General features: G+C 48.9%; 11 protein-coding genes and 1 pseudogene. 2 read left to right on the top strand and 10 right to left on the bottom strand.

Annotated elements, in window-relative coordinates:
- Nucleotides 1–58 precede the first annotated feature (58 nt).
- The 5 genes from ACRRQV_RS02035 to ACRRQV_RS02015 form a co-directional block, all read right to left on the bottom strand.
- Nucleotides 59–571, bottom strand: coding sequence for a GrpB family protein (locus ACRRQV_RS02035; protein ID WP_432527129.1), 513 nt, complete (start codon nt 569–571; stop codon nt 59–61).
- A gap of 131 nt (nt 572–702) precedes the next feature.
- Nucleotides 703–2,076, bottom strand: a complete 1,374-nt coding sequence (argH, locus tag ACRRQV_RS02030) for an argininosuccinate lyase (RefSeq protein ID WP_432527127.1) — start codon at nt 2,074–2,076, stop codon at nt 703–705.
- A complete protein-coding gene (locus ACRRQV_RS02025; protein WP_432527125.1) occupies nt 2,073–3,293 on the bottom strand; it encodes an argininosuccinate synthase in 1,221 nt (406 codons plus the stop codon). The genes argH and ACRRQV_RS02025 overlap by 4 nt, the downstream gene beginning before the upstream one ends.
- 254 nt (nt 3,294–3,547) lie before the next feature.
- The gene (locus ACRRQV_RS02020; RefSeq protein WP_432527123.1) at nt 3,548–4,108 is read right to left on the bottom strand and encodes a DUF3221 domain-containing protein; all 561 of its coding nucleotides are present in this window, start codon (nt 4,106–4,108) and stop codon (nt 3,548–3,550) included.
- Nucleotides 4,109–4,221: 113 nt separating this feature from the next.
- Entirely contained in the window at nt 4,222–5,169 is a 948-nt protein-coding gene (locus tag ACRRQV_RS02015) for an MBL fold metallo-hydrolase (protein WP_432527121.1), read from the bottom strand.
- Between the two features lie 375 nt (nt 5,170–5,544).
- On the opposite strand from ACRRQV_RS02015, the gene proC reads away from it, so the two are divergent.
- Both proC and namA read left to right on the top strand, forming a co-directional pair.
- On the top strand, nt 5,545–6,348 hold the full coding sequence (gene proC, locus ACRRQV_RS02010) for a pyrroline-5-carboxylate reductase (protein ID WP_432527119.1): 804 nt from the start codon (nt 5,545–5,547) through the stop codon (nt 6,346–6,348).
- Nucleotides 6,349–6,393: 45 nt separating this feature from the next.
- On the top strand, nt 6,394–7,410 hold the full coding sequence (gene namA, locus ACRRQV_RS02005; protein ID WP_432527117.1) for an NADPH dehydrogenase NamA: 1,017 nt from the start codon (nt 6,394–6,396) through the stop codon (nt 7,408–7,410).
- A 487-nt stretch (nt 7,411–7,897) separates the two neighbouring features.
- On the opposite strand, the gene rnz is transcribed toward namA, so the two are convergent.
- The 5 genes and pseudogenes from rnz to ACRRQV_RS01980 all read right to left on the bottom strand — a co-directional run bounded on the left by rnz (nt 7,898) and on the right by ACRRQV_RS01980 (nt 13,573).
- Nucleotides 7,898–8,842, bottom strand: a complete 945-nt coding sequence (rnz, locus tag ACRRQV_RS02000; RefSeq protein ID WP_432527115.1) for a ribonuclease Z — start codon at nt 8,840–8,842, stop codon at nt 7,898–7,900.
- A 7-nt stretch (nt 8,843–8,849) separates the two neighbouring features.
- Nucleotides 8,850–10,100: a DNA polymerase IV gene (locus ACRRQV_RS01995; protein WP_432527113.1), complete on the bottom strand. Its 1,251-nt coding sequence runs from the start codon at nt 10,098–10,100 to the stop codon at nt 8,850–8,852.
- Nucleotides 10,101–10,186: 86 nt separating this feature from the next.
- Nucleotides 10,187–10,636: pseudogene (locus ACRRQV_RS01990) on the bottom strand (CAP domain-containing protein); the annotation flags it as partial.
- Between the two features lie 261 nt (nt 10,637–10,897).
- The gene (locus tag ACRRQV_RS01985) at nt 10,898–12,016 is read right to left on the bottom strand and encodes a M20/M25/M40 family metallo-hydrolase (protein WP_432527111.1); all 1,119 of its coding nucleotides are present in this window, start codon (nt 12,014–12,016) and stop codon (nt 10,898–10,900) included.
- Between the two features lie 15 nt (nt 12,017–12,031).
- Nucleotides 12,032–13,573 carry an acyl-CoA carboxylase subunit beta gene (locus tag ACRRQV_RS01980; protein WP_432527109.1) on the bottom strand — a complete coding sequence of 514 codons (1,542 nt, stop codon included), beginning with the start codon at nt 13,571–13,573 and terminating at the stop codon, nt 12,032–12,034.

The raw sequence follows: 13,573 nt of genomic DNA, 5'->3' as shown, positions 1-13,573 counted from the left end.
AAAATTTACAAAATCCATAAAAAAATCCGGCTTCCACGAAGTGTGAAAACCGGATTTTTTAATGGGATCCGCCAAACCAAACTAGCGCGCGCTGCTCCATTTCCTGGACAAATGCTTTTTTTGCTTTGCTGTAGAAACTCGTGTCGTCGTGTTGCAAAGCCAGTGGTTCTTTCAACTGATTATAGCGCTTTACTTCTTCCGGATGGCTCTTCAAATAATCGCGGAACACCAAATGCCGCTCAATTTGCGGGTGGTTCGCTGCATACACATGGATGTGGTGGCTTCGATTGTCGCCGCCTTTTCGGAACAGCCGCCTGCCCGAAATTCCCCAATCGCCTGCAACTTCATAGCCCTGCGACAGCATCTCTTCATTGAACACGTCAATTTTTCCGATGTCTTTGACGAGGCACATCATGTCGATGACCGGTTTTGCTTTCATTCCGGGAACCGAGGTGCTGCCGAAATGCTCGAATGCGACAATTTCATCCCCAAAAATCCTTCGTAAAATACGCGTTTCTTCTTCAAACATCCGCGCCCAATTCGGATCAAACTCCGTCAGCCGTACTTTCATATAGTCGCCCCCTTATTACACTATTCCACAGTATAGCGAATCTCCTAAATACTCCGCAATCGATTTTTAAAAGATGCAAAAAACCGGCTTTCCTGAAGGGGGCAGGAAAGCCGGTTCAAAAAATGGACTGTTTACCCGAGAAGTTGCTTGGCAAGTCCGAGTTGGTTGCGTACTTGGTCGAAACCGGTGCCGCCTAGCGAATCGCGGCGTTTTACTGCCGTTGCAGGCTTCAAGGTTTCGTAAATGTCTTCTTCAATCAGCGAACTTGCTTCCTGGAGATCAGCAAGCGGCAAATCTTTCAGGAAATAGCCGCGCTGGATGCAGGTAAATACAAGTTTTCCGGTGACGTCATGCGCTTCGCGGAACGGCATGCCTTTAGCGGCCAAATAATCGGCAAGCTCCGTCGCATTCGAGAAGTCGGAATGAACCGCTTTTTCCATGGAATCCGTGCGGATGGTCATCGTGCGGACCATCCCTTCAAAGATCGGCAAAGAGCCGGCAAGCGTTCCGACAGTATCGAACATGCCTTCCTTGTCTTCCTGCATGTCTTTGTTATAGGCAAGCGGCAAGCCTTTGAGCGTTGTCAGCAAGCCGAACAAATTGCCGTAGACACGTCCGGTTTTGCCGCGGACAAGTTCCGCCATATCGGGATTCTTTTTTTGCGGCATGATGCTTGAGCCGGTTGAAAACGCATCGTCGAGTTCGATAAAGCGGAATTCCTCGCTTGACCACAAAATAATTTCTTCGGCAAAACGCGACAAGTGCATCATCAGCATCGACGCGTTGCTTAAAAATTCAACAATAAAATCGCGGTCGCTGACGGCATCCAAGCTGTTTTCGTAGACGCCCGAAAAACCAAGGAAGCTCGCGGCGAGTTCCCGGTCGATTGGAAACGTCGTGCCGGACATCGCGCCTGCACCAAGCGGCGACAAGTCAATGCGCTTTAGCGACTCGCTCAGACGCGCTTTGTCGCGTTCGAGCATCCAGAAATAGGTCAATAAATGATGGCCAAATGAAATCGGCTGGGCTCGCTGCAAATGGGTATAGCCTGGCACAATCGTCTCAACATGCGCTTCCGCCTGTTCAACGATGGCGCCTTGAAAAGCGGCAATCGATTGGATGATTTCCTGTACCCGATTTTTCAAATACAAATGCATATCCGTTGCCACTTGGTCGTTGCGGCTTCTCGCCGTGTGCAGTTTGCCCCCGACCGGACCGATTTCGTCGATCAAGAGCTTTTCCAAATTCAAATGGATGTCTTCATTTGCCACACTGAACTCAAGTTCGCCGGCTTGCGCTTTTTCTTTGAGCTTCGCTAGCCCCGATAAAATGAGCGCCGCATCTTGTTCGTTCAAGATTTGGCAGGCTGCCAGCATTTTCACGTGCGCCGTGCTGCCTTCCAAATCTTCCATCACCAATTGCTGGTCAAACGAAATCGAGGCCCCAAATTCGTCTACCCATTGTTCGGCCGATTTTTGAAACCGACCGCCCCACAATTTGGTCATGGCTGCACCTGTTTTTTAGCGGCCGGCTCTTTTTTATTGACCATTGAATTGACTACTGTCGGAAGGCCCCATAATTCGATAAAGCCGACAGCAGAAGCATGGTTGAATGTGTCGTCTGTCGAGTAAGTGGCCAACTGCTCACTGTAAAGCGAATTCGGCGATTTACGCCCATCAATGATGGCATGCCCTTTAAACAATTTGACGCGCACCGTACCGTTTACAAACACTTGCGTTTCTTTCAAGAACGCTTGGAGCGCCACACGCAGCGGCGAGAACCACAAACCTTCGTAAATCAACTCGGTCAATTTCTTTTCGATGACCGGCTTGAAATGCGCCATTTCTTTTACCAATGTAATATCTTCCAATTCTTTGTGCGCAGCAATCAACGTCATCGCAGCAGGCGCCTCGTAAATTTCACGCGATTTGATGCCGACGAGGCGGTTTTCCACGTGGTCGATTCGGCCGACGCCGTGTTTGCCGGCGATGGTGTTTAATTCCAAAATCAATTCCGTGAAACCGAGCGGCACGCCGTTCAACTGGGTCGGCACGCCTTGAACAAATTCAATTTCAACGATGTCAGCCGCATCGGGCGTATTTTCCAAAGCGGTCGTGATGTCGTACGCTTCTTCTGGAGGTGCGGCCCACGGATCTTCTAACACGCCGCATTCGTTGGCGCGGCCCCATAAATTTTGGTCGATGGAGAACGGGCTGTCCAAATTAACCGGAATCGGCACATCGTTTTCTTTGGCATAGGCGATTTCTTCATCACGCGACCAAGCCCAAGCACGGACCGGCGCAACCACTTCCAAATTCGGATTTAACGACTTGATCGATACTTCGAAACGCACTTGGTCGTTGCCTTTTCCTGTGCAGCCATGCGCTACAGCGGTGGCTCCGGTTTCTTCAGCTATCTCCACCAGTTTTTTGGAGATAAGCGGCCGGGACAATGCCGACACCAACGGGTATTTGCCTTCGTATAAAGTATGGGCTTGAAGCGATACCAATGCATATTCCTCGGCAAATTCTTGTCTGGCATCAACCATGAAACTTTCCACCGCTCCAACTTGCAGCGCTTTTTGTTTGATGAAATTCAAGTCTTTTCCTTCTCCAATATCGAGGCAGACCGCGATCACGTCATAGCCTTGCCCTTTCAGCCATGGAATGGCTACCGATGTATCAAGTCCGCCTGAGTATGCAAGTACGATTTTTTTATTCATATGTGAAAACCTCCGATGTATTTTTATGCATTATTTAAAATGAATATACACATAATAGCATGGCGTATTTATTAATGCAAGTATATATATAAACAATAATGCATAAAAAAAGCAGCTTTAGCTCCTCGGCTTGTCGAAAAATTTTTTTAAAAAGGTATTGTCTTTGCGGTTCCTGGATGTTTCATGCAATAGAAAATAAATAAAGGCCAGTACAAGTGTATGTTCCTACTTGTACTGGCCTTGAATAAGCTGTTTTACTTGGCGTCGATCGTGTATTTGTGTGTATCAAGATCAACTTTCACTTCGGAAACTTTGCCCGTTTCCATGTTGTTAAACAAAAAGCCAAATTCGTTGTCGCGCACAATCGGCTGGCCCATCATCAAAATGCTCGAAAGCTTTTCTCCCTTAATGAAAGCCTGGAGCGCATCTGCTTGTTCAGTCGACTCCTCATCCGTTAAAATCGTCACCGCATCTGCTTCGCCTTCCATTGGAAACGATCCGCCAAGGGGCCCTTTATAATCGACGCTGACTTTCATGCCAGCACGGATATCGCTAATGACGGCATCGCTTTTCTCGCTGCCGTTGTCCGATTGGACCGTTACGTTTTCATCGACGGTAAAGTAAACATTGTTGACAAGAATTTCAGATTCCGTAACACGAGTAATAAACCCTTTTTCCGCCATTTCTTTCTGCTCTACTGCTGCTTCTTCTTTTTTCGGTGCTTCAGTTTCTTTTTCCGGTGTCGCGGCTTGGTCATTCGAACAAGCGGCCAACATTAAAAAACTTGCTAAAACTACGGTTAATTTCTTCAACATATCCCATTCCTTTTCCTGTTTTTCTCGGTGTCTTAATCTCTATTTTATATACTAGACGCGTTAATTGTAACGGCAAAGCAGAATTGTTGCAATAAAAACAATTGCTCGCCAACTTATGCTTGCGCGTAGCGGAAAATGCCGCCAGCGTCCATTCGTTCGAAAATGAGCCCTTCTTCGAGCAAATAATCGATTTGGCCGATCGTTTCCGAAAGCGTCAGCCCTAGTTCTTTTTCAAAAGCATACGGAAACAATTGGACGGTCAATTCATACACCGTTTTTTCTTGGCCTTTTAACATATCAAGCACTTTTAACGCACGCTGGTGCTGTTTTTCAAGGCGCGAAGACACCAGTTCGTGCACATTCCTCACTTCTTCCCCGTGCCCGCTGTAAATTACATCAATCGGCATTTTCAACAAACGGCCAAGTGAGGCGTTGTATTGAAGCAGCGATTTCGGGCGGCCTTCGGCAGGATCCAGTGGCGGTTCGATCAACGGATTGGATGAAACTTTGGCAATCACGTGGTCGCCGCCGATCATTTCCCTGGTTTCTTCATTCCAAAACGACAAATGGCTTTGGGCGTGGCCCAGCGTTTCCATGACCCGCCATTCGGCATGCCCTGGCAATGCATCGCCTTCGTTGATCGACATATCAAGCGGCCGGCTGCCCATCAAATTGAGCGGGCGCTTCATTTTCTTGACCCAGAAAAACGATTCTTCCGGCACGCCTTCTTCTTGCAGACGCTCCAAGTAAAAAGCATCGTGATACTCAAAGAAAGCCTCATCGCGGCGCAGCCATAAATCATTATACGGATGTCCGTATAATTTCGCGTTTTTGAAGCCATCGACCCAGCCGGCATGATCCGGATGGTGATGCGTCAACACCACTTGCTCGATGTCTTCCGGTCTGACATTTGCTTCTTTCAACCCCGCTTTCAATGCTTCCCATGCTTCGGGAGTTTTAGGGCCGGCATCAATCAGCGTCAGCACATCGCCTTTCATCAAATACGAATTCACGTCGCCTACAGCAAACGGTGTAGGAATAATTATTTTATGTAAACTCATCTGTCCATCTCCTTTGAAACTGAATGACTATTCATCTATCATACCGTTAATTGTTGATGCCGTCACGCTGAAAGAAGAGTTGACAAAAAGTTCGGTCTCCTTCTATAATGCTTGTACATATGAAGCGAAGACGAAGGCCAGTACAGATGGTGAAGGTGCCAAGAGAGTGTGCGACAGCTGAAATGCACATCCCCGCTCCCGTCTCGAACCTGCTTTTGAGCTGCCGTGCAAACACGGCCGTCGTTCCGCGTTAAGGAAATTGAGCCGTGCCGATCGTCGGCAAACTTAGGTGGTACCGCGGAAACCCGAGCGTTTTCGTCCTTGCAGCAGCAGGGACGGATGCGCTTTTTTGATTTTTTGAAAGGACGTGGAAATATGAAAATCGTATGTGTAGGAGCTGGATCGATGGCCGAGGCCATGATTCACGGCTGGGTCAACAAACGCATCTTAAAACCGGATGACATTGCGGTCATGAACAAGTCCGACCTAGAGCGGCTTGAGTTTTTGCGTGACGAGTACGGCGTCCATATTGTTGAAGCCGAAAAAACGGAACTGACGAATGCCAATTTTGTGCTGCTTGCCATGAAGCCGAAAGATTTAGCGGCGGCGCTTGCGCCAATCAAAGAAAAATTTTCGCCTGGCACTGTGATTTTGTCCATCGTCGCCGGCGTTTCCATCGGCGCCATCCAAAAACATGCCGGCGATTTGGCTGTGGCGCGCGCCATGCCGAATACGTCGGCCAGAGTCGGAAAATCGGCAACGGGCGTCGCTTGGAACAAGCAAGTGACGCTTGAAAAGCAGCACGAATTGCGGGAGCTCTTGTCGTCGATCGGCACTGTCACAGTTGTTAAAGAAGAACAGCTCGACGCCGTAACAGCCGTTGCTGGAAGCGGTCCTGCCTACCTTTATTTCATGGCAGAAGCCATGGCGGAAGCAGCGGTTGCGCAAGGCTTGTCCAAGGAAGACGCCGCCAAACTGGTGCGCCAGACGTTTTCCGGTGCCGCCGATATGCTGCAAAGCGGCGGCTTTGCCGAGCTGCGCCAAAAAGTGACCAGCCCTAACGGCACAACTGCGGCTGGAATTGCCATGCTCGAACAGCGGCAATTCAAACAAATCGTCGGCGATTGTGTCCAAGCGGCTTGTCTCCGTTCTCAAGCGCTTGGACGAGAATTCGACTGATTCTTTCTGCTATACTAAAAATCGAACCAGTTTAGGAGGGATATAATGGCAAAATTGTTTGAACCTATGTCTATTAAAGGCATGGATTTTAAAAACCGCATCGTCATGGCGCCGATGTGCATGTATCAAAGCGATCAAGAAGACGGCCAAGTGACCGATTGGCACCGCATCCATTACCCAACACGCGCAGTTGGCCAAGTAGGATTGATCATCATTGAAGCAACTGCTGTGCAAGGCCAAGGCCGCATCTCTTCTCGCGACCTCGGCATTTGGGAAGATGGCCACATTGAAGGGCTGTCTGAAATTGTCCGTCTGATGAAAAACAACGGCGCAAAAACCGGCATCCAATTGGCGCATGCCGGCCGTAAAGCCGATATCACCGGGACCATTTTTGCACCAAGCGCTTTGGCATTCAACGACCGCTACCAAACACCGGTTGCGATGACGATAGAAGACATCCAAGAAACCATCCAAGCGTTCAAAGACGGCGCCATCCGCGCGAAAAAAGCTGGCTTTGATGTGATCGAAATCCATGCAGCTCATGGCTATCTGATCAATCAGTTCCTGTCTCCGCTAACCAATAAACGTGAAGACGAATACGGCGGCTCTTCTGAAAACCGCTATCGGCTATTGCGCGAAGTCATCGACGCCATCAATGAAGTGTGGGACAAACCGCTATTTGTGCGCGTATCCGCCCACGATTACACCGAAGGCGGCATGACGCCAGAAAGCTATATTGAAATGGCAAAATGGATGAAAGAACAAGGCGTCGATTTGATCGATGTCAGTTCCGGAGCCGTTGTGCCAGCGCGCATCCACGCTTTCCCTGGTTATCAAGTGCCGTTTGCGGAAGTGCTGAAAAAAGAAACACCGATCGCTACTGGCGCAGTCGGTCTGATCACGAGCCCACAGCATGCTGAAGAGATTTTGCAAAACGGCCGAGCCGATATGATTTTCTTGGCGCGTGAGCTTCTGCGCGACCCCTACTGGGCTTACCGGGCAGCAAAAGAACTCGGAGCCCAATCCGGCGTACCTGTTCCTTACGAACGCGGCTGGATTTAAAACTCAAAAACAAGCAGCCGCGATATAATCTCGGCTGCTTATTTTTTAAAAACATGATTGTCTCACCACTGGTTAAAGCGGGATAAAGCAGTTGCAAAATAAACGAGATTTAGTATACTAAAAGTAACGCAAAAAAGCCGGGTGTTTGAGCACCCGGACAGCTGTACCGCGTAGAGAGCGGTTGGCTTAGAAGTTAGGTTTTAGAGAATAACCGTCATTCCTTGCCCAGGGGACGGTTATTTTTTTTTGTTCATGACTACCATCATCGAAACGATGAGCGTTAAGCCGCTAATCGTCAAACCGATGCTCATAAAAACGAGCTCGAATGTTTCCGATATAGTCACGTTACCACCCCCTTTCCTGGGGAATGGCCGAACCGCCCTCATACAGCTGTATCTTTATTTTAGCACAAATCGAACGTATGTTCTATTATTTCCATAATCTTTTTTCTTTTCTCCAAATAAAACCAAAACTAAAGAATTTTTTACTATATTTTCCGTAAGGTTTGGTTTTGCTGCTGCCACGCATATTCCGCAAAATCATGGGCAATCAAAGTTTTCGGATAGCCGGCTTTGACTTGGTTCAGCAAGGCTTTTTCATCTTCCGGCAAAAAGCGCGCACTGATGTGGTTGGCGATCAACAGCTTGGCTCCTGCGAGGCGTGCCGTTTCCGCTGCGTCTTTTATGGTTGAATGCCCATATTCTCCTGCCAGTTTCTGGGTTTCGGCATCAAACGTCGCTTCGTGTACAATTACATCGGCATTTTTGCTTAAGCTTACCGCTGCTTCGGAAAACCGTGTGTCTCCAAGTATGGACACGATAAAGCCCCGCTTGCCCGGTTCTGTAACTTTAGCGCTTTCAACCACTTTTCCATTCTCCAGCGTTACATCTTCGCCTTTTTTCAGCTTCGCAAGCAGCGGCCCTTTCGGCACTCCGAGAGCGGCCGCTTTTTCGATCAGCAATTTCGGCGGCAAGGGCTTTTGAGTGATCCGATAGCCATAAGATGGAATCACATGGTCGAGCAGCGCTGTTTCCACCAACATTTCCGCATCTTCAAAAATGATGCCTTCCAATTTTTCATAAAACCGGATCGAATAGGACAAATGCGTCCGGCTAATGCGCAAAATCGTTTCGGTAAATTCCTTGATGCCGGGAGGGCCGTAAATATCCAGCGGTTCGTCTCCGCCTTGAAATGAACGGGACCCAAGCAAGCCCGGCAGTCCGAAAATGTGGTCGCCGTGCAAATGGGTGATGAAGATTTTTTCGATTTTCCGGGGTTTTAGCGTTGTGTGGAGAATTTGATGCTGAGTGGCTTCGCCGCAGTCAAACAGCCATACAGTGCCGCGCTCTTCAAGCAATTTGAGTGCGAGAGCAGACGTGTTGCGGTGTTTGGACGGCATGCCGGCGCCCGTCCCTAAAAACAATAATTGCATATGGTCCCTACTTTCTCTGTTGGTCATGGTCATCTAGAAAATCTTTGCTAAAGCTCGTTTCCGAACCCGAGGCTGGGCGTTTCAATTTGGCAGCTTTTGCACCTTTCACCAATACACTTTTGCCGAATTTCGTTTCCAGCTTCGACATCAGTTCCAAAATTGGTTCATCTTTTGCATGGTCTTGAAAATTAAAAATGGACAATTGCTCGGTCATTTCGCCTTTATCCGCTACATTGGACACCGTAACACCCACCAATCGCAGCGGTTCGCCGTTCCAGTGCTTCGTAAACAGCTGCCAAGCCGTCCGGTAAATATCGTCCGCTTTCCATACTGTGTTTTTTAAGGTGACGCTGCGTGTACGGTTTTGCCAATCGGAACTTCTTGTCTGAATGGAGACAGTCGGTCCTGCCAGCTCTTTCGTTTCGAGCCGCTTTGCCACTTTTTCAGATAATGTACGGAAAATTTTCTTCAAATTTGCTTCGTCCGTTTCGTCGATCGGCAATGTGGTCGACGTGCCGACACTTTTTGTATCATAAATCGAATCGGGATCGACCGCCCGGTTATCGATGCCGTTTGCCCGGTCCTGCAGGCGCACGCCATTTTTGCCCATCTTTTCTTTGATCATGCCCGGGTTGGCCAAAGCCAAGTCCCCGATCGTCCCAATGCCTTGCTTGTTCAGCTTGGCTGCGGTGCTTTCGCCGACGCCGTGCATTTCAATGACTGGCAGCGGCCATAATTTTTCCCCAATGTCGCGTTTTCGCAAGATGGTGATGCCGCGCGGCTTTTTCATATCAGATGCCGTTTTCGCCAAAAATTTATTGGGCGCAATGCCAATCGAGCAAGGCAGATCCAGTTCGGACAGAATGCGCTGCTGCAATTCTTTAGCAATGTCCACCGCATGGCGCTCTGCCGCCAGTTCCGTTACGTCCAAATAGCCTTCATCAATCGATACCGGTTCAACAAGGTCGGTGTATGAGCGCAAAATGTCAAACATCGCTTTTGAGGCCACACGGTAGCGGTCAAAGTTCGGCGGCAATAAAATCAGTTCGGGCAGTTTGCGTTTTGCTTCATGCACTTGCATCGTTGTGTAAATGCCGTGCGCCCGCGCTTCGTACGAACACGTGACAATGATGCCGCGCCGCTCTTTCGGGTTGCCGGCAATGGCGATTGCTTTTCCTTTTAACTCGGGATCATGCGACTGTTCGACCGAGGCATAAAAACTATTCATATCGATATGAAAAATTACTCGGCTTGCCATACAAATCGCTCCATCATCGTTTTCTTCCAGTTTACCACAAGAAAAGCGGCGCACATAAAAAAGAGAGGCACCCAGCCCCTCTTTGCTTACTTCTGTATAAATTGCTGCGTCCAGTAGTTGCCAGACGCAACATAGCCTACGCCAATATGTGTGTATTTTTTATTGAGGATGTTCGCTTTATGTCCCGGGCTGCTCATCCAGCCTTTCATGACTTCCTTAGGAGTTCTATATCCTTGGGCAATATTTTCTCCTGCTGACCGGTATTGGATTCCAAATTTTTTCATCATATCAAACGGACTGCCGTATGTACCGTCATGGCTCATTCTGTTGCGTTTTTTCATATCTTCCGATTTTAAACGCGATACTTTTGCGAGGCTAGTGTCTACTTTTAAAGCCTTAAGGCCAGCTTTCGCTCTTTCTTTATTGACCAAAGTGACTAGTTCGTTTTCATAGGAGGACAATTTATGTACGGAAGCTGCCGCTTTGGCTTGAGCTGCTGCTACAGTCGCCCCATTTTCTGAAGGCACGTTCGCTTGCGAGTGGACTGCCCCTAAAGATGTGGTAGCAGGAAATAGCAATGTTAGCGATAGAGCTGATGCGATAATTTTTTTGTTCATGATGCACTTCTCCTATCATTTTTTTACTATAATGTGTTGCTAAATTAATATAACACGAATTTAGCCACCTAACAATGTCAATATTTTGGAAATAAAGATGAGAAAAGAGAGTCTTCAGTAGAAGACTCTCTTTTGAGTGCTCGTATTCAACTAGATTCAATCAAACTGGCGCGCTGTTTTTTATTGCTTGGCTGATTCTTTGACGATTTCAATGAGCAGTTCCGCCAATTTTTCAAGCTCTTCGATCGGCATGCGCTCGTTGGTTGTGTGGATTTCCTCATAGCCGACGCACAAGTTGACAGTCGGGATTCCGAGGCCGTTGAAAATGTTCGCGTCGCTTCCCCCACCGCTCGTTAAAATGGGTGATGGGCGTCCGATTTTCGCAGCCGCTCTTTGCGCGATTTGCACCGCCGGCTCTGATTCATCAAAATGGAAGCCAGGATACATCAATTTCACTTCAGTCTTTGCCCGTCCGCCGAGGCTTTCGGCCACGTCTTCAAAAACCGATTCCATATGGGCCGTTTGTGCAGCGAGTTTGGCTTCTTTGATCGAACGCGCTTCCGCTAGGATGTGCACTTCGTCGCAGACGATATTGGTCGCCTGTCCGCCTTCAAATCGGCCGATATTGGCCGTCGTTTCCGAATCGATGCGCCCCAATTTCATTTTCGAAATCGCTTTGGCCGCAATCGTGATGGCGGAAATGCCTTTTTCAGGCGCCACGCCGGCGTGTGCCGTTTTGCCGTAAATCGTTGTCCATAGTTTGGCTTGGTTCGGCGCTGATGTGACGATGCCGCCCACTTTTCCGTCGCTGTCGACCGCATAGCCGTATTTCGCTAAAAGGAGTGATGCGTCGAATTCTTTTGCTCCTGCCAGCCCGCTTTCTTCGCCGGCTGTGATGACAAACTGGATATCGCCATGTTCCACTTGCTGTTCCTGGATCGAGCGGATCATTTCAAACAAAGCCGCAATGCCGGCTTTGTCGTCTGCTCCAAGAATCGTTGTTCCGTCTGAATACACATATCCGTCCCGGATTTGAGGCTTGATGCCTTTTCCGGGCACGACCGTATCCATATGCACGGTAAAATAAATGGCAGGAACGGACGCTGCCGAGCCGCGCAAAGTAGCAATCAAATTATTGGCCCCGTGGCCGTTGCGGAAAGAAGAATCGTCTTCAGCTACATAAAAACCGAGTGTTTCTAATTTTTGCTTTAGAACCACTGCAATGTCGCCTTCGTTTTTCGTTTCGGAATCGATTTGCACCAATTCCAAAAAATCGTTCAATAAACGCTCCTTATTCATCCGGTACACCTCTTCTTATAGTGGCATGTTGCCATGCTTTTTCGCGGGACGCGAGTCTTTCTTGTTGCGCATCATTTCCAGCGCTTGAATCAATTTGATGCGGGTTTCCCGCGGATCGATGACGTCATCGACCATGCCGCGGGCTGCAGCAACATACGGATTCGCAAATTTCTCGCGGTATTCTTCAATTTTTGCTGCGCGCGTTTCTTCCGGATTGTCGCTCGCTTCGATTTCACGGGCAAAAATGATGTTGGCAGCTCCTTGCGGCCCCATTACCGCGATTTCAGCATTCGGCCACGAATAAACCAAGTCGGCTCCGATTGACTTCGAATTCAGCGCTACATAAGCGCCGCCGTAGGCTTTTCGCAAAATGACCGTCATTTTTGGAACCGTCGCTTCGGAATAAGCATACAGGATTTTCGCGCCGTGGCGGATGATGCCGCCATGTTCTTGCTTAATGCCTGGGAAAAATCCGGTTACGTCTTCAAATGTGATAATCGGGATATTGAATGAATCACAAAAACGGATAAAACGAGCAGCTTTGTCGGACGAATCAATATCGAGCCCACCTGCCATCACTTTCGGCTGGTTGCAGACAAGGCCGACCGATTCCCCTTTAATGCGGGCCAGGCCGATAACGATGTTTTTCGCAAATTCCGGCTGCACTTCCATAAAGCTGCCGGCATCCACCACTTGTTCCACCACTTTGCGGACATCATACGGGCGAATGGCTTCGTATGGCACAACATCCGCCAGATCCGGACGGTAATCGTCGTCGTCGCCTCCATCCAAGCGCGGCGGCATTTCCTGGTTGTTCTGCGGCAAATAGCCGACCAGTTTACGCACCATGTCTAGCACTTCTTGCTCGGTGCCGCCGCGGAAATGTGCGTTGCCGCTGATTGCTGTATGTACTTTAGACCCGCCCAAGTCTTCAGACGAAATTTTTTCGCCGGTAACGGTCTCAATGACTTTTGGGCCGGTGATGAACATTTGGCTCGTTTTATCGACCATAAACACAAAATCCGTAATGGCAGGCGAGTAAACCGCACCGCCGGCAGATGGCCCAAGAATCACGGAAATTTGCGGAATCACGCCGGAATAAATGGAATTGCGGTAGAAAATGTGGCCGTAGCCATCAAGCGACAACACGCCTTCTTGAATGCGGGCACCGCCTGAATCGTTCAAGCCGATAAATGGAGCGCCGTTTTTAGCCGCCAGGTCCATGACGTTGACGATTTTTTGTGCATGCATTTCGCCAAGGGCTCCGCCGAAAACGGTGAAATCCTGCGAAAACAAATAAATCGGGCGGCCGTTCACTTTCCCGTAGCCGGTCACTACGCCTTCGCCTGGCCCATTCGCCATGCCGAAGTCTGTTGTCCGGTGCTCGACAAACGGATTCAATTCAACAAACGAACCTTCATCCACCAACAAGTCGATGCGTTCACGGGCCGTCAGTTTTCCTTTTTCGTGCTGCTTGTCAATTCGCTCTTCTCCTCCGCCTAGCTCGATTTCCCGCTTGCGGTCATACAATTCGTTAATTCTTTCGTAAATGTCCAT

The organism is Planococcus sp. YIM B11945, assembly GCF_050864155.1.
In the GTDB taxonomy this organism is placed as follows: domain Bacteria; phylum Bacillota; class Bacilli; order Bacillales_A; family Planococcaceae; genus Planococcus.
Note: the sequence above shows the minus strand (reverse complement) of the source record. Positions and strands in the feature narration are given on the sequence as shown.

Excerpts from the sequence above, each read along its gene's own strand:
- ACRRQV_RS02035 (WP_432527129.1), bottom strand. The coding sequence starts at position 571 with ATGAAAGTACGGCTGACGGAGTTTGATCCGAATTGGGCGCGGATGTTT.
- argH (WP_432527127.1), bottom strand. The coding sequence starts at position 2,076 with ATGACCAAATTGTGGGGCGGTCGGTTTCAAAAATCGGCCGAACAATGG.
- ACRRQV_RS02025 (WP_432527125.1), bottom strand. The coding sequence starts at position 3,293 with ATGAATAAAAAAATCGTACTTGCATACTCAGGCGGACTTGATACATCG.
- ACRRQV_RS02020 (WP_432527123.1), bottom strand. The coding sequence starts at position 4,108 with ATGTTGAAGAAATTAACCGTAGTTTTAGCAAGTTTTTTAATGTTGGCC.
- ACRRQV_RS02015 (WP_432527121.1), bottom strand. The coding sequence starts at position 5,169 with ATGAGTTTACATAAAATAATTATTCCTACACCGTTTGCTGTAGGCGAC.
- proC (WP_432527119.1), top strand. The coding sequence starts at position 5,545 with ATGAAAATCGTATGTGTAGGAGCTGGATCGATGGCCGAGGCCATGATT.
- namA (WP_432527117.1), top strand. The coding sequence starts at position 6,394 with ATGGCAAAATTGTTTGAACCTATGTCTATTAAAGGCATGGATTTTAAA.
- rnz (WP_432527115.1), bottom strand. The coding sequence starts at position 8,842 with ATGCAATTATTGTTTTTAGGGACGGGCGCCGGCATGCCGTCCAAACAC.
- ACRRQV_RS01995 (WP_432527113.1), bottom strand. The coding sequence starts at position 10,100 with ATGGCAAGCCGAGTAATTTTTCATATCGATATGAATAGTTTTTATGCC.
- ACRRQV_RS01985 (WP_432527111.1), bottom strand. The coding sequence starts at position 12,016 with ATGAATAAGGAGCGTTTATTGAACGATTTTTTGGAATTGGTGCAAATC.
- ACRRQV_RS01980 (WP_432527109.1), bottom strand. The coding sequence starts at position 13,573 with ATGGACATTTACGAAAGAATTAACGAATTGTATGACCGCAAGCGGGAA.